General features: G+C 40.8%; 25 protein-coding genes and 1 pseudogene. 15 read left to right on the top strand and 11 right to left on the bottom strand.

The window, feature by feature from the left end; translation table 11 throughout:
- Positions 1 to 385: 385 nt before the first annotated feature.
- The 4 genes from FB592_RS12845 to FB592_RS12825 all read left to right on the top strand — a co-directional run bounded on the left by FB592_RS12845 (position 386) and on the right by FB592_RS12825 (position 4,304).
- Complete coding sequence (locus FB592_RS12845; protein ID WP_019712534.1) at positions 386 to 1,429, top strand: nitronate monooxygenase; 1,044 nt, start codon at positions 386 to 388, stop codon at positions 1,427 to 1,429.
- Between the two features lie 340 nt (positions 1,430 to 1,769).
- A complete protein-coding gene (gene murI, locus FB592_RS12835) occupies positions 1,770 to 2,567 on the top strand; it encodes a glutamate racemase (protein ID WP_041850111.1) in 798 nt (265 codons plus the stop codon).
- Positions 2,568 to 2,947: 380 nt separating this feature from the next.
- The gene (locus tag FB592_RS12830) at positions 2,948 to 3,655 is read left to right on the top strand and encodes a YrpD family protein (RefSeq protein WP_032726255.1); all 708 of its coding nucleotides are present in this window, start codon (positions 2,948 to 2,950) and stop codon (positions 3,653 to 3,655) included.
- 571 nt (positions 3,656 to 4,226) lie between these two features.
- Positions 4,227 to 4,304, top strand: a complete 78-nt coding sequence (locus tag FB592_RS12825) for a YjcZ family sporulation protein (RefSeq protein WP_072175780.1) — start codon at positions 4,227 to 4,229, stop codon at positions 4,302 to 4,304.
- A 287-nt stretch (positions 4,305 to 4,591) separates the two neighbouring features.
- On the opposite strand, the pseudogene FB592_RS12820 reads toward FB592_RS12825, so the two are convergent.
- The 3 genes and pseudogenes from FB592_RS12820 to sigZ form a co-directional block, all read right to left on the bottom strand.
- Positions 4,592 to 4,752, bottom strand: a pseudogene (locus FB592_RS12820) (hypothetical protein).
- Positions 4,753 to 4,815: 63 nt separating this feature from the next.
- On the bottom strand, positions 4,816 to 5,571 hold the full coding sequence (locus tag FB592_RS12815) for a metal-binding protein ZinT (protein WP_141949568.1): 756 nt from the start codon (positions 5,569 to 5,571) through the stop codon (positions 4,816 to 4,818).
- Between the two features lie 133 nt (positions 5,572 to 5,704).
- Positions 5,705 to 6,235 carry an RNA polymerase sigma factor SigZ gene (sigZ, locus tag FB592_RS12810; protein WP_141949567.1) on the bottom strand — a complete coding sequence of 177 codons (531 nt, stop codon included), beginning with the start codon at positions 6,233 to 6,235 and terminating at the stop codon, positions 5,705 to 5,707.
- A gap of 135 nt (positions 6,236 to 6,370) precedes the next feature.
- Between sigZ and FB592_RS12805 the strand changes: the two genes are divergently transcribed.
- The gene (locus FB592_RS12805; RefSeq protein ID WP_029318151.1) at positions 6,371 to 7,351 is read left to right on the top strand and encodes an aldo/keto reductase; all 981 of its coding nucleotides are present in this window, start codon (positions 6,371 to 6,373) and stop codon (positions 7,349 to 7,351) included.
- 158 nt (positions 7,352 to 7,509) lie between these two features.
- On the opposite strand, the gene csn is transcribed toward FB592_RS12805, so the two are convergent.
- Positions 7,510 to 8,325 carry a chitosanase gene (gene csn / locus FB592_RS12800; protein WP_041850117.1) on the bottom strand — a complete coding sequence of 272 codons (816 nt, stop codon included), beginning with the start codon at positions 8,323 to 8,325 and terminating at the stop codon, positions 7,510 to 7,512.
- A gap of 443 nt (positions 8,326 to 8,768) precedes the next feature.
- Between csn and FB592_RS12795 the strand changes: the two genes are divergently transcribed.
- Together FB592_RS12795 and FB592_RS12790 are read left to right on the top strand one after the other, a co-directional pair.
- A complete protein-coding gene (locus FB592_RS12795) occupies positions 8,769 to 9,032 on the top strand; it encodes a CD3324 family protein (protein ID WP_021480187.1) in 264 nt (87 codons plus the stop codon).
- 136 nt (positions 9,033 to 9,168) lie between these two features.
- Positions 9,169 to 9,984 (top strand): alpha/beta hydrolase, encoded by an 816-nt coding sequence (locus FB592_RS12790; protein WP_041850118.1) that lies wholly within the window; start codon positions 9,169 to 9,171, stop codon positions 9,982 to 9,984.
- A gap of 407 nt (positions 9,985 to 10,391) precedes the next feature.
- Here the strand turns inward: FB592_RS12790 and FB592_RS12785 are convergent, their stop codons facing one another.
- The 4 genes from FB592_RS12785 to FB592_RS12770 all read right to left on the bottom strand — a co-directional run bounded on the left by FB592_RS12785 (position 10,392) and on the right by FB592_RS12770 (position 12,062).
- Entirely contained in the window at positions 10,392 to 10,748 is a 357-nt protein-coding gene (locus tag FB592_RS12785; protein WP_004398671.1) for an SH3 domain-containing protein, read from the bottom strand.
- Positions 10,749 to 10,800: 52 nt separating this feature from the next.
- Positions 10,801 to 11,160, bottom strand: coding sequence for an SH3 domain-containing protein (locus FB592_RS12780; RefSeq protein ID WP_004399021.1), 360 nt, complete (start codon positions 11,158 to 11,160; stop codon positions 10,801 to 10,803).
- A gap of 271 nt (positions 11,161 to 11,431) precedes the next feature.
- Entirely contained in the window at positions 11,432 to 11,533 is a 102-nt protein-coding gene (locus FB592_RS12775; RefSeq protein ID WP_119123071.1) for a hypothetical protein, read from the bottom strand.
- A 142-nt stretch (positions 11,534 to 11,675) separates the two neighbouring features.
- Positions 11,676 to 12,062: a VOC family protein gene (locus tag FB592_RS12770; protein WP_004398984.1), complete on the bottom strand. Its 387-nt coding sequence runs from the start codon at positions 12,060 to 12,062 to the stop codon at positions 11,676 to 11,678.
- Between the two features lie 262 nt (positions 12,063 to 12,324).
- Here FB592_RS12770 and FB592_RS12765 point away from each other — a divergent pair, with 262 nt between their 5' ends.
- From FB592_RS12765 to FB592_RS12745, 5 genes are read left to right on the top strand one after another with little or no spacing between them, the layout of a single operon-like run.
- Positions 12,325 to 12,570: a spore gernimation protein GerQ gene (locus FB592_RS12765; RefSeq protein WP_141949566.1), complete on the top strand. Its 246-nt coding sequence runs from the start codon at positions 12,325 to 12,327 to the stop codon at positions 12,568 to 12,570.
- Positions 12,571 to 12,587: 17 nt separating this feature from the next.
- Positions 12,588 to 12,956 (top strand): spore coat protein, encoded by a 369-nt coding sequence (locus FB592_RS12760; protein WP_009967868.1) that lies wholly within the window; start codon positions 12,588 to 12,590, stop codon positions 12,954 to 12,956.
- 18 nt (positions 12,957 to 12,974) lie between these two features.
- The gene (locus FB592_RS12755; RefSeq protein WP_014477471.1) at positions 12,975 to 14,111 is read left to right on the top strand and encodes a zinc-dependent alcohol dehydrogenase; all 1,137 of its coding nucleotides are present in this window, start codon (positions 12,975 to 12,977) and stop codon (positions 14,109 to 14,111) included.
- Between the two features lie 18 nt (positions 14,112 to 14,129).
- A complete protein-coding gene (locus FB592_RS12750) occupies positions 14,130 to 14,327 on the top strand; it encodes a hypothetical protein (protein WP_021480190.1) in 198 nt (65 codons plus the stop codon).
- 15 nt (positions 14,328 to 14,342) lie between these two features.
- Positions 14,343 to 14,642 carry a spore coat protein gene (locus FB592_RS12745; RefSeq protein ID WP_003246006.1) on the top strand — a complete coding sequence of 100 codons (300 nt, stop codon included), beginning with the start codon at positions 14,343 to 14,345 and terminating at the stop codon, positions 14,640 to 14,642.
- Between the two features lie 261 nt (positions 14,643 to 14,903).
- On the opposite strand, the gene adhR is transcribed toward FB592_RS12745, so the two are convergent.
- On the bottom strand, positions 14,904 to 15,326 hold the full coding sequence (adhR, locus tag FB592_RS12740) for an aldehyde stress transcriptional regulator AdhR (protein ID WP_004398725.1): 423 nt from the start codon (positions 15,324 to 15,326) through the stop codon (positions 14,904 to 14,906).
- A 182-nt stretch (positions 15,327 to 15,508) separates the two neighbouring features.
- On the opposite strand from adhR, the gene FB592_RS12735 reads away from it, so the two are divergent.
- The 3 genes from FB592_RS12735 (at position 15,509) to yraA (ending at position 17,524) form a co-directional block, all read left to right on the top strand.
- Positions 15,509 to 15,703 (top strand): carboxymuconolactone decarboxylase family protein, encoded by a 195-nt coding sequence (locus FB592_RS12735; RefSeq protein WP_041850119.1) that lies wholly within the window; start codon positions 15,509 to 15,511, stop codon positions 15,701 to 15,703.
- Between the two features lie 129 nt (positions 15,704 to 15,832).
- Positions 15,833 to 16,882 carry an NAD(P)-dependent alcohol dehydrogenase gene (locus FB592_RS12730; RefSeq protein WP_141949565.1) on the top strand — a complete coding sequence of 350 codons (1,050 nt, stop codon included), beginning with the start codon at positions 15,833 to 15,835 and terminating at the stop codon, positions 16,880 to 16,882.
- 132 nt (positions 16,883 to 17,014) lie between these two features.
- Entirely contained in the window at positions 17,015 to 17,524 is a 510-nt protein-coding gene (yraA, locus tag FB592_RS12725; protein WP_141949564.1) for a cysteine protease YraA, read from the top strand.
- A 36-nt stretch (positions 17,525 to 17,560) separates the two neighbouring features.
- Here the strand turns inward: yraA and sacC are convergent, their stop codons facing one another.
- The gene (sacC, locus tag FB592_RS12720) at positions 17,561 to 19,564 is read right to left on the bottom strand and encodes a levanase (protein WP_260438896.1); all 2,004 of its coding nucleotides are present in this window, start codon (positions 19,562 to 19,564) and stop codon (positions 17,561 to 17,563) included.
- Positions 19,503 to 19,634 carry a hypothetical protein gene (locus tag FB592_RS21115; protein WP_223497671.1) on the bottom strand — a complete coding sequence of 44 codons (132 nt, stop codon included), beginning with the start codon at positions 19,632 to 19,634 and terminating at the stop codon, positions 19,503 to 19,505. The genes sacC and FB592_RS21115 overlap by 62 nt, the downstream gene beginning before the upstream one ends.
- Positions 19,635 to 19,643: the final 9 nt, after the last annotated feature.

Below are 19,643 nucleotides of genomic sequence, written 5' to 3'. Positions count from 1 at the left end.
TCCGTTTCAGCCTTAATATCTAACTGTAAAACCGAATATTGATCTGTACGTCTTATAGATTTTTTTACTCTTGAATGTGATGTATTCTTCTAAGCTTTATTTTACATGAAGTCCTTCTATATATCATTCAAAATTAAGATGCAAGACATCTCAAAATCAGATATCAACTATGAAGGACTACATGAATATTCAGTTTTTTGTAGAGCCGCCATGGGACGACACTATCTTTGACACACTTTAATCCCCCCTGCTTTATCGACATGTTAACTGGTATGAGAGATTGACAAAAAGAAGGAAAACGATATATTTAAGCGAATACGAGTTTTTGAGCAAATTTTAAAATGACACTTTTTTCAAAAATCATGTCTTAACGGGGGGATTCGGTATGAATGAATTTATGAAGAAGTTTTCCTTAACAAAACCGATTATTCAAGCTCCAATGGCTGGCGGTATTACAACGCCCCGACTTGCATCTGCAGTTTCGAATCAAGGTGCTCTTGGCAGCTTAGCATCGGGGTATCTTACGCCAGACCTGCTAGAACAACAGATAAAAGAAATGTTTGAGCTGACAGACGCTCCTTTTCAAATTAATGTGTTTGTTCCGCTTGGTCTAGAAATGCCACCAGAAGATCAGATTAAAAAGTGGAAAGAAAACATACCGTTAGCTAATCAAGTAAATCAATTCACATCTGTACAAGAAGAGTGGGATGACTTCTATCAAAAAATTGATCTAATTTTAAAATATAAGGTTAAGGCTTGCTCATTCACTTTTGATCTGCCGCCTGAAGACGCAGTAAAGGAGCTAAAAACCGCTGGATGCTGTTTAATAGGAACCGCTTCAACAGTAGAAGAAGCATTGTTAATGGAAGAACGGGGAATGGATATAGTAGTCCTTCAAGGAAGTGAAGCCGGTGGACATCGCGGAGCATTCTTACCTTCCAAAGGTGAATCTGCCGTAGGTTTAATGGCTCTGATTCCACAAGCAGCAGATGCACTGAGCGTACCTGTCATAGCTGCTGGGGGAATGATAGACCACAGAGGAGTAAAAGCAGCTTTAACCCTTGGAGCCCAAGGCGTTCAAATCGGTTCTGCCTTTTTAATTTGTCACGAGAGTAACGCACATCCAGTACATAAACAGAAAATACTAGAGGCAAACGAAGCAGATACAAAGCTTACGACATTATTTTCAGGTAAAGAGGCCAGAGGAATCGTAAATAAATGGATGGAAGAAAAAGAACAGTTTGAGACACAAACCCTTCCGTACCCTTATCAAAATACACTAACGAAGGCAATGAGACAGAAGGCTTCACTTCAAAATAACCATGATCAGATGTCTTTATGGGCAGGTCAAGGGATACGGTCATTGACTGAGGAAATATCGGTTAAGCAGCTTTTAAATCAGCTTTGCCAAGAGGATATAAAAATATAGGCACACCTCATTGATAGAGCAAAAAGCAAACTTCGACAGGCAGTTTGCTTTTTTTTCGTAATTTCATCCTCTGACTCTGGAAATCTCAATACTCCTACATTTTCAAAGCTAATTGATTCGGGTTATCAATCATCCCATTGATTTGGTGTGATCTTGATGAATTCACCACAATACATCACCAACATTTCGATCTTATCTCCCCTTCTCAAGTTTTGCTACCTATTCGAAAAATCGATAACTCCCATATTAAATCCGAATAGTAAAATGGTTTTTTTCGTTTGATTTAGATGATATAAAGTCATATGATAAAAAAAGAATGAGACAGAAAGCGTGAGAAGTGATGAAAATAGGATTTTTTGATTCTGGAATTGGTGGCATGACTGTATTGTATGAGGCCATAAAAGTTCTTCCTAATGAAGATTACATTTTTTATGCAGATACGGTAAACGTTCCATACGGTGAAAAATCAAAGGGTAAAGTTAAAGAATATATTTTCAATGCAGCTGAATTTTTGGCCAGTCAAAATATCAAAGCTCTTGTTATTGCGTGTAATACAGCTACTAGCATTGCGATAGAGGATCTTCGGAGAAATTTCGACTTTCCGATAATCGGAATCGAACCCGCTGTAAAGCCTGCTATAAATAAATGTACAGAGGAAAGAAAAAGAGTTCTGGTAGTTGCTACTAATTTGACCCTTAAAGAAGAGAAATTTCATAATCTAGTTAAAGAAATTGATCACCATGACCTTGTTGATTGCTTAGCTCTTCCAGGACTAGTTGAATTTGCTGAGAACTTTGATTTTGGTGAAGACAAGATCATTAAATATCTAGAGAACGAACTATCTTCTTTTGATCTGAAACAATATGGAACGATTGTGTTAGGATGCACTCATTTTCCGTTTTTCAAAAACAGTTTTGAAAAACTGTTTGGGATAACAGTTGATATTATTTCAGGCAGTGTCGGTACTGCAAAACAGTTGAAAAAAGTTCTTACAGATCGTAATCAGCTTGGTAAAGGATCGGGCTCAATCACCTTTTTCAATTCTGGCCATAAAATTGTGGACCAAGAAGTCATATCAAAGTACAAAAGATTGTTTGAAATATTAGATGAAACTCAAAGGAGTCATGTTGGATATTGAATGTAAATGAAAAAGACAATCTCCTGAAGAGAAACATGAACTAAGAAGCGGGCTTAAAAAGCCCACTTTTTTTCTAACAAACAATTGAGTTATACACACATATCTGATTACAGTGTTTTCTCTCTTTCCCCTCTTATTTCTCCCCCCTCTCTATAGCTTTTCTATTTCAATAAAACACAAGTCTCGATTGAAAAGTTATCGTAACATTTACACTTCACAGGAGATTTTTCACGATTGCGAATCGACCGTTTGCCAGATGCACAAAGTCATAATGTGTAAATTCTGTATCTATGTGCATGTTTATTATGGAATTATTTTCATAATGTTTTATAATACAAGATGATAGCGTTTTCTAATTATAATGATAGGGGGAAATAATGATGATGAAAAAAGGTCTGCTTGCGGGTGCGCTTACGGCAACCGTGCTTTTTGGCACATGTGCAGTAGATGTGCCGGGTATTATTAGTCCAAAAACCGCAGAAGCTGCATCACAGCTAACTGATGGAATCGGCGGGAGGGCTTACTTGAACAGTAATGGTGCCATTCTTGTTACGAAAATCCAGCTTCCTAGCTCCACTCAGGTTTCAAATGGGACAGCCTACATCTACTCTGGTTTTAGCGGAGGCACAGAATCCGATATTGGGCTTCAGTACAGTGATAAATATAATGTATGGAAACCATATATGAAAGTTGGTTCAAAAGGACAGGATCAGGTTCAGTACCTCGAAGGAGGAAGCCAATTCACGAATACGAAAGGCTTCCGTCCCGGCAGCACCGTACAACTTACCATCTACAAAAACCTTAACGGCAATACCCGCGCTACATACTGGGGCACGAACAATGCCGGATACAACGGCCGTCTCATCTCAGAAATCAGCAAAACAAATGTCGGCTCCATCTCAAAATGGAAAGCGCTCGCTACAGTTGCAACAACAGGGTCACGCCAATCTATCAAATCAAATTTTTCAACATCTTTTACAAACATCACCATCGACAACAAAGCAATAACACCTGTAATTGATACACAAGACTTCGCTAAAGTAACAGTCTCAGGCAACAGTGTCAGTTTGTCCGTTGTCAAAAATTAAAACATGTTAAACATACAATGCGTTAGGCTATTGAGAAGCTCTCGATAGTCTTAAAGGGGGCTTAACATGCCCCTTTTTTCATTTCAATTTAACTTTCAGTTAGCTTCGGTACATGCCGTCTATCTCCGTCTTTTATCTGGGTGAAGTAAGGGCAGCTTGCCCCTTCTGAACCTATTCCATTTGCTCAACGCAAAAGGTGTGCATCACTGTCTTAAAAATGTTAAAACAAATGGCAGATGGTGCACTTTATTTTTAGATGAGGCATGCTTACGCTCGATATGCAAGTCAAATGATTAAGGGTCTGCAAGAGAGAAGTTTTGGGTGTACTTTCATAAAAGAGGGATGTCCATATGGCTCGATTGCATCAGGAAGATTAACCAGCGATTGGCCGAGAACAACACATCACTTTGAAACGGATTCATTCCAAAATGATAAGTATGATCCAATAACTAATAAAGATCAGTTAGCAGTCCAGCCTTAAAAATATTTTTACATCAATTAAACTAGCATCACTATCGAATAAGCTCGATCTGCATATCATGTACTATCCTCTTTTAAGGAAGGTGATGTTATGAGGTCATTTCCATTAATTGTAGTTCTATTCATCCTATTAATCATCGTTGGGACATCTTTCTTTGGTGGCTATTAAGAACACACCTTACCTCATATCCATCAGACGCCATAAGAAATCTTTATGGCGTCTGTTTTTTATTAGATTTAAACAAAACCATTAAAGTGGGGCCATGCAAACACACCTATGGAGATTACTGCCACGACTTCTTTGTGAGGGAAATATCCTTCCCTTTATGGACTATTGTCGATCAAAAGAGAAAGTTGAAATACCTTTTTATGGTGAGATGAATCGAGGCTTAGACATATAAAAAACCGCAAAGCTTTCTTGAAGAAGCTTTGCGGTCTTTGGGTCTCTTCTTTGCTTCATATAAGCCAATAGATTTCAAGCGTAATCCACTGCCATACATCCAATGATTTTTTATTTTGAAATAGGTTTCTTCTACTCTTCCTGTGAGATGCTCAAGGTATGCCACGTCACAATAATGTGGCGGATCCTGAGTGGTCTCAATCAGTTTTTTCCCCATTCTATCAATTCTCCACAGAAAAAAATGGCTATGGCAGAACAACTTTCATAGAGTAATCATCATTTAATGAGCCATCATCTCATGGGCAATATCGTGTCCATCCATTTTTGACGGGTAGTAGGTAGGCCAGTTTTTGACTTCATCAAGTAAAGCTTCACGGTCGTCCCCCCAATAGAGATGGTAATGACTAGCTTTAGTCGAGTAAATACTATGATCACTAAACTGAATATACTGAGGCAGCCCTTCTGCTTTTTTAGCTAGTTTGAATATGTATCTTACCCCTCTATTGCCCGCATCATAGGTTAGAATTTCGTATCCGTCATACGTATACTTACCAGAATATTCTTTTCCATTTTTGAAGAACGTTACAGTATCTTTCTGGATTACAATACGGTCAACATCTGTTTGATAGCCCTTTTTATAATACTCTTTATATTCTTCAGCTGTCTTGCCGCCATCGTGTTCTGATTTATATGAAAACACTTCGTCAAGAGTACCATCTTGCAGGTATGGATATACAGATTGCCAATCTCCTTCCCAATCAGAAAGTAAGCGATCCTTTACTTGGCTGTTTTTAAAATAGCCTTCATATATTTTTTCTGTTTCTTCATCATGCGCATGACTATGATCGTGAGAATGTTCGTGTATATGCCTGTCAGATGTTTGCTCTTGCATTTTGGAAGAGTCTTCTTCAACTGCTGAGGATGATGTTGTTTGATTAGACTCACCTGCAGAAGAACCGGAAGTCTGACATCCTGCCAAAACTAGTAATGAACCAATCGTTAATATGCCTAGCGGCTTTGAAAATAAAATGTTCATTCCAACACTCCTTTTTTATTAAATCGAAAACGTTACGATTTATATTATACATACATCTTTTGCAAACATCAAAGGGAAAATGCTCTTCATGCGGATGGCCTATTTTAAAGGAATAACTGACTTTGTTCATCAGTTATTCCTTTAAAATACGAAAGTCTACGATATTTCCATATCGATCCGCTTCAATATGACAGCACCCCTCAAGCAGCTGTTTTAATTTTCTCCGTCCGCGTTGTACCCTTGATTTTGCTCCCGAGTAAGAAATGCCGAGCTTTTCACTCAACTCTTTTTGTGATAACCCCTGAAATTCAGTTAACTCGAGAGCCTCTCGATACTTTTCAGGCAACCGTTTGATGGTCGATCGAATACACACAGTTGCTTCCTTGGTGAAATTTTCTTCCTCTGCACTGTCATTAAAATGTAGAACATCAGGCAATATTTCGCTCGTTTTTTTTGTACGGTAAAAATCAATAATCGTATTTCTAGTGATCCGATAAATCCAGCTGTCGATCTTTCGTTCATCGATCAGATTTGGGAGATGCACTTGTATTTTCATAAATACGATTTGCAAGAGGTCATCAACGATAGATTGATCGTTAACCCTATATGAAATATATGTTTTTAACGGCTGATGAAATTGATCCCATAGATCCTCTATATTCATTTGAAAAAACCTCCTATAATTTTGCGTCTGCTTTACATTTGCTTCGTCTTTTTAATCGTAACAAAGAGCGAAACAATTGTTGAATCAATTGTATTGCAGCTGTTGCAAAAAATAATGATAAAGGAGAGGTTTGTTGTGGAGTATACCTATTTAGGGAGAACAGGATTGCGGGTGAGCCGTTTATGTTTAGGCACGATGAATTTTGGAGTTGATACAGACGAAAAGACTGCGTTCCGTATCATGGATGAAGCGCTTGATAACGGCATTCAATTTTTTGATACTGCCAATATTTACGGCTGGGGCAAAAACGCAGGATTGACAGAGAGCATCATTGGAAAATGGTTTGCACAAGGAGGACAGCGCCGCGAGAAAGTTGTTCTGGCGACAAAAGTATATGAACCGATTTCTGATCCGAATGACGGACCAAATGATATGAGGGGCTTGTCTCTATACAAAATCAGACGTCATCTGGAAGGATCACTGAAGCGGCTTCAGACAGATCATATCGAATTGTACCAAATGCATCATATCGATAGGCGGACACCGTGGGATGAGATATGGGAAGCTTTTGAGACTCAGGTTCGCTCCGGCAAAGTAGACTATATTGGATCCAGTAATTTTGCAGGCTGGCATTTAGTTAAAGCGCAAGCTGAAGCTGAAAAACGGCGATTCATGGGACTCGTCACTGAACAGCATAAGTATAGTTTATTAGAACGAACAGCTGAGATGGAAGTGCTGCCGGCTGCACGGGATCTTGGTTTAGGAGTAGTGGCGTGGAGTCCCCTTGCAGGAGGGCTTCTTGGCGGGAAGGCATTGAAAAGCAATGCCGGAATTCGTACAGCAAAAAGAGCAGATTTAATTGAAAAACATCGTTTGCAACTCGAGAAATTTTCAGATTTATGCAAAGAACTAGGAGAAAAAGAAGCAAATGTGGCTTTGGCATGGGTGCTGGCGAATCCAGTTTTAACTGCGCCGATCATTGGACCACGAACGGTTGAGCAGCTGCGTGATACGATAAAAGCCGTTGAAATCAGTCTGGATAAGGAGATTCTCCGCATGTTAAATGATATCTTTCCCGGACCTGGAGGAGAGACACCTGAGGCATACGCCTGGTGATATATTCATTACTCAATACTAACATTTTTCTTATATATTTATACTGAACTATCATATTAGGAAAGACAAGAGCTTGTTTGTCTCTTGTCTTTTCCACATCATGCTGAAAATGCTGGCTAAACATCGACAAAAACGCTGCCGTTTTATTCATTTAATGCTTATTTGATTACGAAATTACCGTACTCGTTTGAACGAACATGAATCGGTCCGTTTAAATTGTAGTTGTTCTCCTTGGCGATAGATCGAAGCACGTCCACACGGGCAACTGATTCTCTCCATTCGTCACGGGTGTCATGATTGGCCGGATTCATCAGATCGTCATAGCGTACGTCCAAGAATTTATTTAACCACTTCTTCTCGTCTATTCCTTCTTTAGGTGATCCGCCTGCTTTTTTGTTCGTACGTTTAATCAAGGCATAAAAAGAGTCAGGGTCATCACCATCGCCATGTTGAATAACCGTATCGTACATCACAGCTCTAGCCAATGCTGTTTTTAGTCCGGCATTGTCCGATCGTTTCATAGCAGGCTGATAATACAAATGGTCATTTACTTTGTCTTGAGCGGCGCGAAATTCCTTATCATTTGCAAGCGACTTCCAGGCAGAAGCGAATCCCTTGAGATTGCTTGTATCATCGCTTTCTTCCTTGGCCAGACGGCGCAATTCAGGCAGATACTTTTTCAGTTTGTTATTCGGAACTGCCTTTGTGTATACTTCCACTACTTCCAATGCATCCCCGGTAGCCGTTGTAAAGCCTGCCCGTCCGCATGTATAGCCTCGCCCGTCATCCAATCGCTCTACATATCCATATTGGATCTCCGTTGTGCCGTTTTCAAAGATACTTGTCAGCTGTTCCGCCCGGCGCTTTTGATCTTTATTCAGTCCCGCCGCAAAAACCGTTTCGCTCATCATCAGGGTAAAAAACATGGTGAAAACAAGTAATGAGATCGCTGCTTTTTGCATACTGATTTTCATTGCACTTCCCCTTTCCAAATATTGTAAATACAGACTCAGTATACATGAAGAGACTGCCCTATTGTTGAAAATACATCAATTTGTCAATATTTTGAAACTAAAGTAATATAGCTTGAATCTTACTCTTTTCATTGCCAATCAGCCTTAGCCCCTTTCACTGGGAAGGTCCCTTGATTTTCATACTGCTTCAACTTTCATTAACAAGATGCCATAAGGCTTTACTCTATTTTATAATGGAAGTGATCATCGAAAATCGTTAGGGAGGTGATGTAAATGGCAAGCAAGATGAGAATGCCAGATTCCGCAACGTCCCATGCAAAGCCTACTATTGGGAAGGCAATACTTTGCATGGGGTAGACTTTCTAAAAGATCGCCCAAGTAAGCTTTTCTGATATAGTGGCTTTGCACCTTATTTGACATAAAAAAATAAGGAGCTGGCAGAAATGGCATATGTAAAAGCAACCGCTATTTTACCTGAAAAGCTGATATCGGAAATTCAAAAGTATGTTCAAGGAAAAACAATATATATCCCTAAACCTGAATCCTCTCATCAAAAATGGGGTGCGTGTTCAGGAACAAGAAAGCTGATCGATGACAGAAACGCTTCTATTAAAAAAGCATTTAAAAACGGCAAAACCATTCATAATTTATCTGATGAATATCACCTCTCTATTGAAACAATAAAAAAAATTGTCTACTCTAAATAAACAAAACGGAAGCACTGATGAAATATAATCAGTGCTTTTTTTATGGCGAGTTTGTTTCTTAGCTATTTCCTGCATATGAACATTTTGGCCAATTGTGTAAAGTTAAAGGAGATGAGAAGAAAGGAAGGTCCTACAAATGACGATAAACAATGGAACGTTGCAAGTACCTGGAGCGAACATCCACTATAAAGTGCGTGGCTCAGGTCCCATCATTCTTTTGGTCCACGGCGGAGGCGGTGATGCCGACAAGTTCCATCATATTGCCAATCATCTGGCTAACAGGTACACGGTTGTTACTTACGATCGCCGCGGCCATTCCCGCAGCAATCTCACCAATCAGATTGAGGATTACCGTGTGGAAACACACAGTGACGATGCTCACCGTCTTCTAGCCAAAATCACCAATAAGCCGGCATACGTATTTGGAAGCAGCTCCGGGGCTGTTATCGGGCTTGATCTGTGCATACGCCATCCCGAACAAGTACATGTCATGATCCCACACGAACCGATCTTATTGCAGCTTCTGCATGGAAATGAGCTGAAACAAGCCGAGCAATTTATGGAAGACCTTAAGAAAAATCATCGAAGTGAAGTCATTAAGTTAATGTCAAGATTAGAGACAGACGAACAATCAAAGGCTGTGCTGACAAAGCGGCTTCTCGGCAATTCAACGTATTTCACTGAGTATGAAATTCAAGGAATTCTCAACTATACATTAGATTTCGAAGCATTAAAAACTGTGTTTACATCTTCACCGATGAAGGTACTCCCAGCTGGCGGAAGTGCTTCTCGGGAGCTTTTTCCTTATCGTTGCGCGAACGCCCTAGCGGAACAATTGAAAACAGAATTGGTTGAATTCCCCGGAAATCATACGGGGTACACAATATACCATAAAGAATTTTCTGAGAGGTTACACGACATGTTAGAAAAAGAAAAGAAACATACGTGTTAAGGATTAATTAAAATTTTCATAATAGGACAGGTAAAACTAACTATGGAATTAGAGAAGATTTCACGAAGCGTAAAAAGAACTTTTCACTAACGAGAACGCAATGTGAGATGTTTAACCAAAGTGATATTAGGAATTTCATCGAAAAATAGGTTTGTACATTACGTTCTCCTATTGATTATTTCCTATCTTAATTCCGTATTTATACCATTAGATTACAACTCTAAAGCGGCTCGTTATTTTGTCCTCAACAACAACCAGTGTCTAACATCATGAATCTCTTTTGAAAATCACCACAAATGCAGATATGGAAGACTTCATCGCAACAAAAACCATACCAACTATTGTTGTTGGTATGGTTCGTCCTAGATAGGCCCTTAAGAAGAGATTCTATTGTACGGAGTATTTAGCTAATTGCATTTGTAACCGACAGGGCCGTCTGATCCTGTGTACACATATGTGTCAGACACATATCCAATATTCACGACACCCCGGGAATCTTTCCACTGGATTTGGTCCCAGATATTACTCGTTCCATACTTCCCTGTAACAGTCGTTCCATAAGCGTAACAATAATAAGGAACACGGGAGCCGCTCGGAATGGAAAGCATAATAGGATAATTTGTACCAGGACCGCTGCGCATATTGACAGGCGCACCGCTGCTTGTTGAGACAGTAAAGTATTGAACGGCAAGTGCCTGACTGGAAAAAATAAATAATGATGCAATCATAACGGTTAACATACTCAGCATTTTCAGTTTAGTCAATGTCATCCCTCTTTCTTCAATTCCTTCATTTTAAAAAACGATAGAACATAGGCTACCAGCTGCATTTAGGAACAACCGGACCGTCTGAGCCTGTATACATATATGTATCAGAGACAAATCCAGGAACGATCTCCCCGCTGGCAAGCGTCCGCTCTGTGTAATTCCAAATATTACTCGTTCCATACTTTCCAGTTACAGTTGTACCGGTTTTGTAGCAATAGATCGGGATGCGGGTTCCGCTCGGAATGGTCGTTACAATTCCCCAACTTGTACCTGGGCCGCTGCGCATGTTGACAGGAGCACCGCTGCTTGTTGAAACCGTATAATACTGAGCCGCAAGTGCATGGCTAGAAAAAATGAACACAGATGCAATCATCACCGTTAGCATACTTAGCCTCTTTAACTTATTCACCTTATACCCTCCCCTTATAAATGCCGTACGTTTGACTTTCTTACATCCAGTTAAGGATTTACTTTCAGATACCATGCCCCCTCCCCTCCCATATATTTATCAATGTACCATAAACTAGATCTTTCAAAAGTGGAATTATTCCTATGTTTTCGACAATTAAGGATACAAAATAAATGGTAGTCAGGCTTGATATTGATGGTGTGTTACATTTGGCTCTTAATCATTTGTCCAGTCGGTAATCACGATTGACAATCAGGAAAAAGGACATGGATCAAGCGGCTTCGTTTCCACCAATTAACTCAATCAGTGTACTGCTTCCTTGTATCCACGCTTCTTCTCGATTCATAGATACTCCACCTTTTTCACCAATCAAAAACGGACACCATACAAATCAGCGTAAATGCTGCAAGTTCAGTGTCCGCAACCTATTATGACTTTGCTTTCTTTTACCAGGGCGTATAAAAATGATAAGGTACGTTATCAAACGTTATTCTATGATTTTGCGAGTCGAAAAATCATAACATTTTATATATTTCAATCAGATTATGATCTGGATCTCTAAAGTGAGCAACTCGGGCACTCCATTCCTTGCGATCATGCGGTTTATTCTCACATTTAACTCCTTTTTCGTGTAAATCGTCATACGTTTTATCAACATCTTCTACCTTAAACTGAAGCAAAAATTTTGATTGAGCTTCTCCTTCCAAGGACTTTTTTTCCTCTCCAACGATTTCAGCCATCGTTTCTCGAGATAAAAGCTCTATTTTCGTTTCCCCATTATCAAAGAGTGCATATTCCATTTCATTCTCTAACCAACTTATTGGAAGTCCTAATGAATCTTTATAAAACTCGACGCTTTTCTTAAAATCATTCACCAACAGTCTAATTTGTAACAGCTTCATATCGAGTGCCTCCTATAAAACCATACTTTTACTGGTCATCCAATTTAATGATACCAAAGAAACCTGACAGCCCTATGTCAAGTTTCCATAAATAAATTTCCACACTTCACCCTTATATCTGATTTAAGTGCAGTTTAGTCCATGTCATAAGAACGAGCAAAAACAGCGATTCTTAAAACAAAAAATGATACCGAGTGTATTTTCTGTATGCTTCAACTTCATTTCGGGAAATGTAACGTTGATAAAAGGAGGTTACATCAATATGGATCATCAAACATTGGCAGCTCATGAGGCTGTTGACTTACATGAAATCGTGAACTTTAAAACACTTTGTATAGCGAAATCAAAGTTAATGCAAGGGCTTGTGTTTGACCAAGAACTGAAGGAATTGATGGAAAAAGATGTACAGCAATCCATTCAAGACCTTACTGAATTACAAGCGGTTTATGAGCGTGCCTCATTTCAGGCCCCTGTCCCTCAAAGCCGCCCAACGCCAATCATCAATTGAAAGGAAGGTAAGCCTCTTTGAATAATGATCATTTAGACCCCATTAATTCGCTGAATGTGCCTGAACTAGCAGACACTACATTCGCGATGGATTTTCTTATACGAGCTAAGGAAGGCGTAAGGAATACTGCTGTAGCTTTGACAGAAACCGCTTCACCAGATGTAAGAGCACTGCTTCGGAAACAGCTGATGCAAGGAATTGCGATGCACCAAGAGATTACGGAACTGATGATCAGCAAAAAGTGGTTCCATCCATATGAGCTGAGCGAACAGTATAAGCTGGATCAGCTCTCTGCAAAAAACACGATCATGGTCGGCAATATGAACCTCTTTCCTGATGAAACAAATCGCAAAGGAATGTTTGACCGGACACCTGATGAACACTAACACTGGAGGTTTTACAGCATGAAGGCAGTAACGTATCAAGGCATTAAAAATGTTGTTGTCAAAGATGTCCCCGATCCAAAGATTGAAAAATCCGATGACATGATTATCAAAGTCACCAGTACAGCCATTTGCGGATCAGATTTACACTTAATCCATGGATTGATTCCTAATCTCCATGAAGACTATGTCATCGGCCATGAACCGATGGGAATTGTTGAAGAAGTTGGGCCAGGGGTTACAAAGGTCAAAAAAGGTGACCGCGTCATTATCCCTTTTACGATCGCCTGCGGTGAATGTTTTTTTTGTAAAAACCAACTGGAAAGCCAATGTGATCAGTCTAATGACAATGGGGAAATGGGTGCTTATTTCGGCTATTCAGGGCAAACTGGCGGTTATCCAGGCGGGCAAGCGGAATATTTAAGAGTGCCGTTTGCGAATTTTACCCATTTTAAAATCCCTGAATCTTGTGAGGAACCCGATGAGAAATTAAGCGTGATTGCCGATGCCATGACCACCGGCTTTTGGAGTGTGGATAATGCCGGCGTAAAAAAAGGCGATACAGTTATCGTTCTCGGCTGCGGACCAGTCGGCCTGTTTGCTCAAAAGTTTTGTTGGCTAAAAGGCGCAAAACGCGTCATAGCAGTTGACTATGTAAACTATCGCTTACAGCATGCGAAACGTACAAACAAAGTAGAAATCGTTAATTTTGAAGACCATGAGAATACAGGGAATTATTTAAAGGAAATCACGAAAGGCGGAGCGGATGTAGTCATTGACGCTGTTGGGATGGATGGTAAAATGAGCGATCTCGAGTTCCTTGCCAGCGGATTAAAACTTCATGGCGGAACTATGAGTGCATTGGTCATTGCCTCTCAAGCTGTACGCAAAGGAGGAACCATACAAATTACAGGTGTGTACGGAGGCAGATATAACGGTTTTCCGCTAGGAGATATCATGCAGCGAAACATCAATATACGCTCTGGACAGGCTCCTGTGATCCACTATATGCCGTACATGTTTGAACTAGTATCAACGGGCAAAATTGACCCGGGAGATGTTGTCAGCCATGTCCTGCCGCTTAGTGAAGCCAAGCATGGCTATGACATTTTTGATTCAAAAATGGATGATTGTATCAAAGTTGTGTTAAAGCCTTAAAAAACGGAGGTTACAGAAATGGAATACGCCTTACACGAAGTGCTTGAGGTTCAGGAAATGACTTCATTTAAGACACTTTGTTTGACGAAATCTAAAACAATGAAAGCACTGGTATCTGATCCGAAGCTGAAAGAAATCATGCAGCAAGATGTTGATATCACCACACGCCAGCTGCAGGAATTTGCCTCTATTTTATCTAATGCAAAGCACGAATGAGGAGATGAATAAATCATGAATCCTATCATAGAATATCTGACTGGCATGAATGTTCTAACAGACCAAATCATTGCTATGGACTTATTAATTTCAGCAAAAAACGGAGTCAGAAATTATGCGATGGCAGCCACTGAAGCCGGAACGCCTGAAGTAAAAGAAGTCCTTATCCGCCATTTGGAAGAAGCACTCGATATGCACGAACAACTCTCGAGCTATATGATGGAAAAAGGCTGGTACCATCCTTGGAACCCTGACGAACAAGTCAAGCTGAATTTAAAAAATATTGATACAGCCATTCAATTGCCGACCCTTTAACATACAATGACTGATTTGCTGAGGAACAGTATTGATTGGCCACAACTGTTCCTCAGCTTCAAAATGAGCACTGTTTGTTCGGGTCCTATGACCGTAAATAGATTAACCGCTTTTCTCCATCTGATCTCCGATAATGTTTGCAATTTCTCCAATCCAAATAAGGAATCGTAACCACCTCTTTTTATGCGATCTCTTGATGGAGAAAACAGGCCAGAATCAAAATCCTTCGTTTTAACCTGCCCTCTTCAAACGCAAGGAATGCTACCTTCTTTGCTCCACTGATCCGTGAAGACTTTCCGTTTTAGGCCTGCTTTTGAGCTTTGCCTCGTTTTCGCGCAATTTCCCATCATAATCTTTAATTTTTGTGTCTAATCTTTTAATTGTTTCATCAATTTCTTTCCGCTTCTCTATCAGCCGCTGTCGTTCGTCAGCCAGGATATTTTTTCGAGCTTCTACTGTACGGTCACCTTCGGTAAATAATGTTGTATATTCAATTAGCGCTTCTATCGATAGTCCCGCATTTCGCATGCATTTAATGAATTCAATCCATTTGATATCTTCTTCATCATAGTCGCGAATGCCGCTGTCTTTTCGTTTTACAGGCGGGATTAATCCTACACGTTCGTAATATCGGAGTGTTGCGGCTGTCAGGCCAAACTGCTTTGCCACCTGAGCAATATTCATGATCTTCACCTCTCTATCCTGTATGTTGTGAAGGTAACACTTAAAGTTAACTTTAAGTCAAGCTCAAAACAAGTGGTTAGCTGCTGAATCTGGGTTTATATATTCGGGACTTGCCTTAAAGCACACTTTAAACTCTATACTTCTCCATGCAATAAAAACAGGTTAGATGGAGGGATTGCTGAATGGCAAATAAACAAACTGCCGGAAGAGAACAATTAGGAGAATTTACGCCAAAGTTTGCTGAACTTCATGATGATGTTCTATTCGGTGGCATTTGGGCAAGAGAGGAACAACTTTCACCCCGGGATCGCAGCATGATTACAGCTTCTGCATTAATTGCTGACTGTATCTCACCTTATAAATCAGGTTCATTTTAAATGGTTTTTTAAAAAACCCTTGCCTTAAAGCAGACTTTAAGGTTTATCGTTATGTTGAAGACACCATAAAACATAAATAAGTGCATGTTTTTATTTACAACACTTATGATGAAGAAAGGATAGGTTCATATGTGTAATCAACATCAAACCCGTGTATTAAGCGTGTCACATGCAAAAGCCAAATTTGAACAAACGACGATTGAGCGAAGAGAATTACGGCCGCACGATGTCTTAATCGATATTAAATTCAGCGGTATTTGCCATTCAGACATTCATAGTGCTTTTGATGAATGGGGCGGTGGCATCTTCCCAATGGTGCCTGGACATGAAATAGCCGGTGTTGTAACAGCCGTTGGAACAGAAGTCACCAAGTTTGCTGTCGGAGACCGCGTTGGTGTCGGCTGTTTTGTTGACTCTTGCGGAGAATGCGAATACTGTCTCATCGGAGAGGAACAATTCTGCACGAAGGGTGTTGTTCAAACGTATAACTCAGTAGACTACGACGGAAACCCCACTTATGGCGGGTACAGCCAAAAAATCGTTGTCACTGACAGATTTGTTGTTCGAATCCCAGATCGTTTGGAAATGGATGTTGCCAGTCCGCTGTTGTGTGCAGGTATCACAACATATTCTCCGCTGAAACACTGGAATGTTGGCCCTGGTAAAAAGGTTGCGATTGTAGGCGTGGGTGGCCTTGGACATTTGGCGATTCAATTTGCACATGCGATGGGTGCAGAGGTAACCGTTCTGAGCCGCTCCATGAATAAGAAAGAGGAAGCTCTGGAACTCGGGGCAAATCATTACTTTGCAACAAGTGACCCAGCCACATTCACTACATTGGCCGGGCGTTTTGATGTGATCTTAAATACGGTATCGGCAAATCTCGATGTAGATGCCTATTTATCAATGCTTCGTATAGACGGGACACTTGTAAACGTTGGAGCTCCTGCCAAGCCGGACACATACAGTGTGTTTTCCCTAATCATGGGGCGCCGCAGCATTGCAGGTTCTCTAGTCGGCGGAATTCAAGAAACTCAAGAGATGCTGGATTTCGCAGCTGAGCATGGCATCGAACCTAAAATCGAAGTCATCGGAGCTGACCAAGTGGACGAAGCATACGAACGTATCCTCCGAAGCGATGTCCGTTATCGATTTGTGATTGATATTTCCACATTGTAATAGGTTAGTCCTTATATGGGCTGAACCGCTTATAATGAAACTCACGAAAAACGATCTCGTTAAGCAAATGTTTTGAAGGTCGGTCAATCTTCCTGTTATTCTATGAATAGAGAGTTATTAGGAGGGTTTTTTATGAGCAAAAAAATTGCAGTTCTTGTTACAGACCAATTCGAAGACATCGAATATACAAGTCCGGTAAAAGCATACGAAGAAGCTGGCTACAATGTTGTGGCTATCGATTTGGAAGCCGGCAAAGAAGTTACCGGTAAGCATGGCGAGAAAGTAAAGATTGACAAAGCCATCTCTGATGTGGATGCAAGTGACTTTGATGCACTTTTAATTCCTGGGGGATTCTCTCCGGATTTGCTTCGTGCAGATGACCGTCCGGGTGAATTCGCAAAAGCATTTGTCGAAAACAAAAAACCTGTTTTCGCAATTTGCCACGGCCCGCAAGTACTGATTGATACGGATCTTCTAAAAGGCAAAGATATCACAGGCTACCGCAGCATCCGCAAAGATTTAATCAATGCCGGTGCAAACTACAAAGATGCAGAAGTAGTCGTCAGCCACAACATTGTCACAAGCAGAACACCTGATGATTTGGAAGCATTTAACCGCGAATCATTAAATTTGTTAAAATAAAACGAGAAGGCACAGACTGTTCAGGTCTGTGCCTTTTTAAGACTCCTTCTTTACATTCTGAAAGACAGCAGTCGCGTCCCACACATTCAAGCCAAATTGGCCTTCTGAAAATGCGGAATCATTTGCATCAATCACAAGACGATCATCTAAATAGATTTTAAAGCGATCGCCCTCGGCCTCTGTTTTCAGATGATACTTTTTATTAACGTCTATCGGTGTTTTGTATTCAGCAATGACAGAAGCAGCACCATTCTCAAATTTAAAGAATTTCACTAGATCATGCTTCGCATCCACATTGGCAAGGTAACCGTTTTTGGCATCTTTGTCAGAGCGAAACATAAGTGCTCCTGCCCCTCTTCCGTTTCCATCCTTAATGGTGATATCAGATTCATAAGTGAAGTCTGACCCGGATGCTGAAGACAAGATAAAGGAATCTCCGTCCGACCTCCCTTGTTTCCCCTCAATTGTGTCGGCCCATGTGCCATTTACAGTCGTCCAGCCGGTCAAATTGGACATAAAAGGTGACGTTCCCCATACCTTTTTCAAAGGGTGTATCGTTAAAGATTTTACCTTTACACCGCCATTTGCAGCATATAATTCAAGCCCTTTGCTTGATCGGTCTGGGAGAATAATATCCGTTATGACCTGCTTTCCGTCATTCCCAAATACTTCAACCGAAGAGCGGTCAACAAAAATGCGCATCTTAACCTTCCCATTTACCGGCTTCAATGGGGCTGTTTCTTTTCCGGTGTTAAAGGCCGGATTAAAGGTGTTGTTGCCCGACTCGCTCCGGTCAACGAACAATTTGGCGTTCCTTCGGTCATAGCCGACCTTCGTAAATTGATTTTCACCTGTTCGGACCTTAAAACCAAATTCAGCAGCTGAACCAGGGCTTACTTTAAATTCTGCATTTATTTCATAGGCATCTCCAGATTGCCCTGCTAACACATTATGACTTGCAGGCGATATGGTCAGATTCTTCCACTTCTTAGAGGTCCCGCGAATGGTTTCCAGCTCTTTCACTGGTGTTTGGACCACTCTAACCCCTTCGGTAAACGCTTTCAATTCTAACTCTCTTGGAATGGACGTTGCACTTCTCCATGGGGATGTCGGAACATCATTCGCATATTGCCAATTGCTCATCCACCCTAACCATAGCCGGCGGCTGTCTGTTGATGGAATATCGGACCAGGATACAGCCGCATAAAAGTCTCTGCCGTAATCCGTCCAGAGAACTTTGTTTGACGGGTTTTCATTTTTAAAATGAGTTCCATCAAAGTCCCCTACAAAATATTGCATGCCTGATCCTCCCGAGACCGCTCCGTTTCCGACACTGACCTGCATGACCCATTTCTTTTGATTCGGATTGCCGTCTACCGGAAGCTCAAATAAATCCGGGCATTCCCATACTCCCCCGTGGCTTCCTTGATCCTGTCCAAATTCACTTGCATACGTCCACTGCTTCAGATTTTTTGATGTATAAATGAGGATACGGTCACCGGCCGCAAGCACCATTACCCACTTTTTTTCTTTTTCATACCAAAAGACTTTTGGATCGCGAAAATCTTTTTTACCCGGGTTTGGAATGACAGGGTTGCCAGCGTATTTCGTCCATGTTCTTCCTTTGTCGTTGCTATAGGCAATACTTTGCACTTGATGGCCTTCCCGATCCTGTGTATAAATGGCCACAAGCGGCTTCTCTTTGCCTGTTTGAAAACCGCTTGTGTTATTTTTATCTACAACTGCGCTTCCAGAAAAGATCGTGCCTTTTTCATCCGGATACAGCGCAACAGGAAGGTGTTCCCATGTAACCAAATCTTTGCTGACGGCATGCCCCCAATGCATGGGCCCCCACTGAAGCCCGTATGGATGGTATTGATAGAACAAGTGATATTCCCCGGCATAATATACCATTCCGTTTGGGTCATTCATCCAGTTTGCCTCTGGTGTGAAGTGGTATTGAGGACGGTAATCCTCATCATAGTAGCTTGAATCGGCTGCATCTGCCGAAAATGCCATAGTCAACAGCAGGGTGAACATGATCATGACTTGAATAAGTCTCTTTTTCATTTGTTCCTTCGCTCCTCTCTTCATGTTTGAACACTTTCAAGAGAGACTG

The organism is Bacillus sp. SJZ110, assembly GCF_006715455.1.
GTDB classification, from domain to species: Bacteria; Bacillota; Bacilli; order Bacillales; family Bacillaceae; genus Bacillus; species Bacillus subtilis.
Note: the sequence above shows the minus strand (reverse complement) of the source record. Positions and strands in the feature narration are given on the sequence as shown.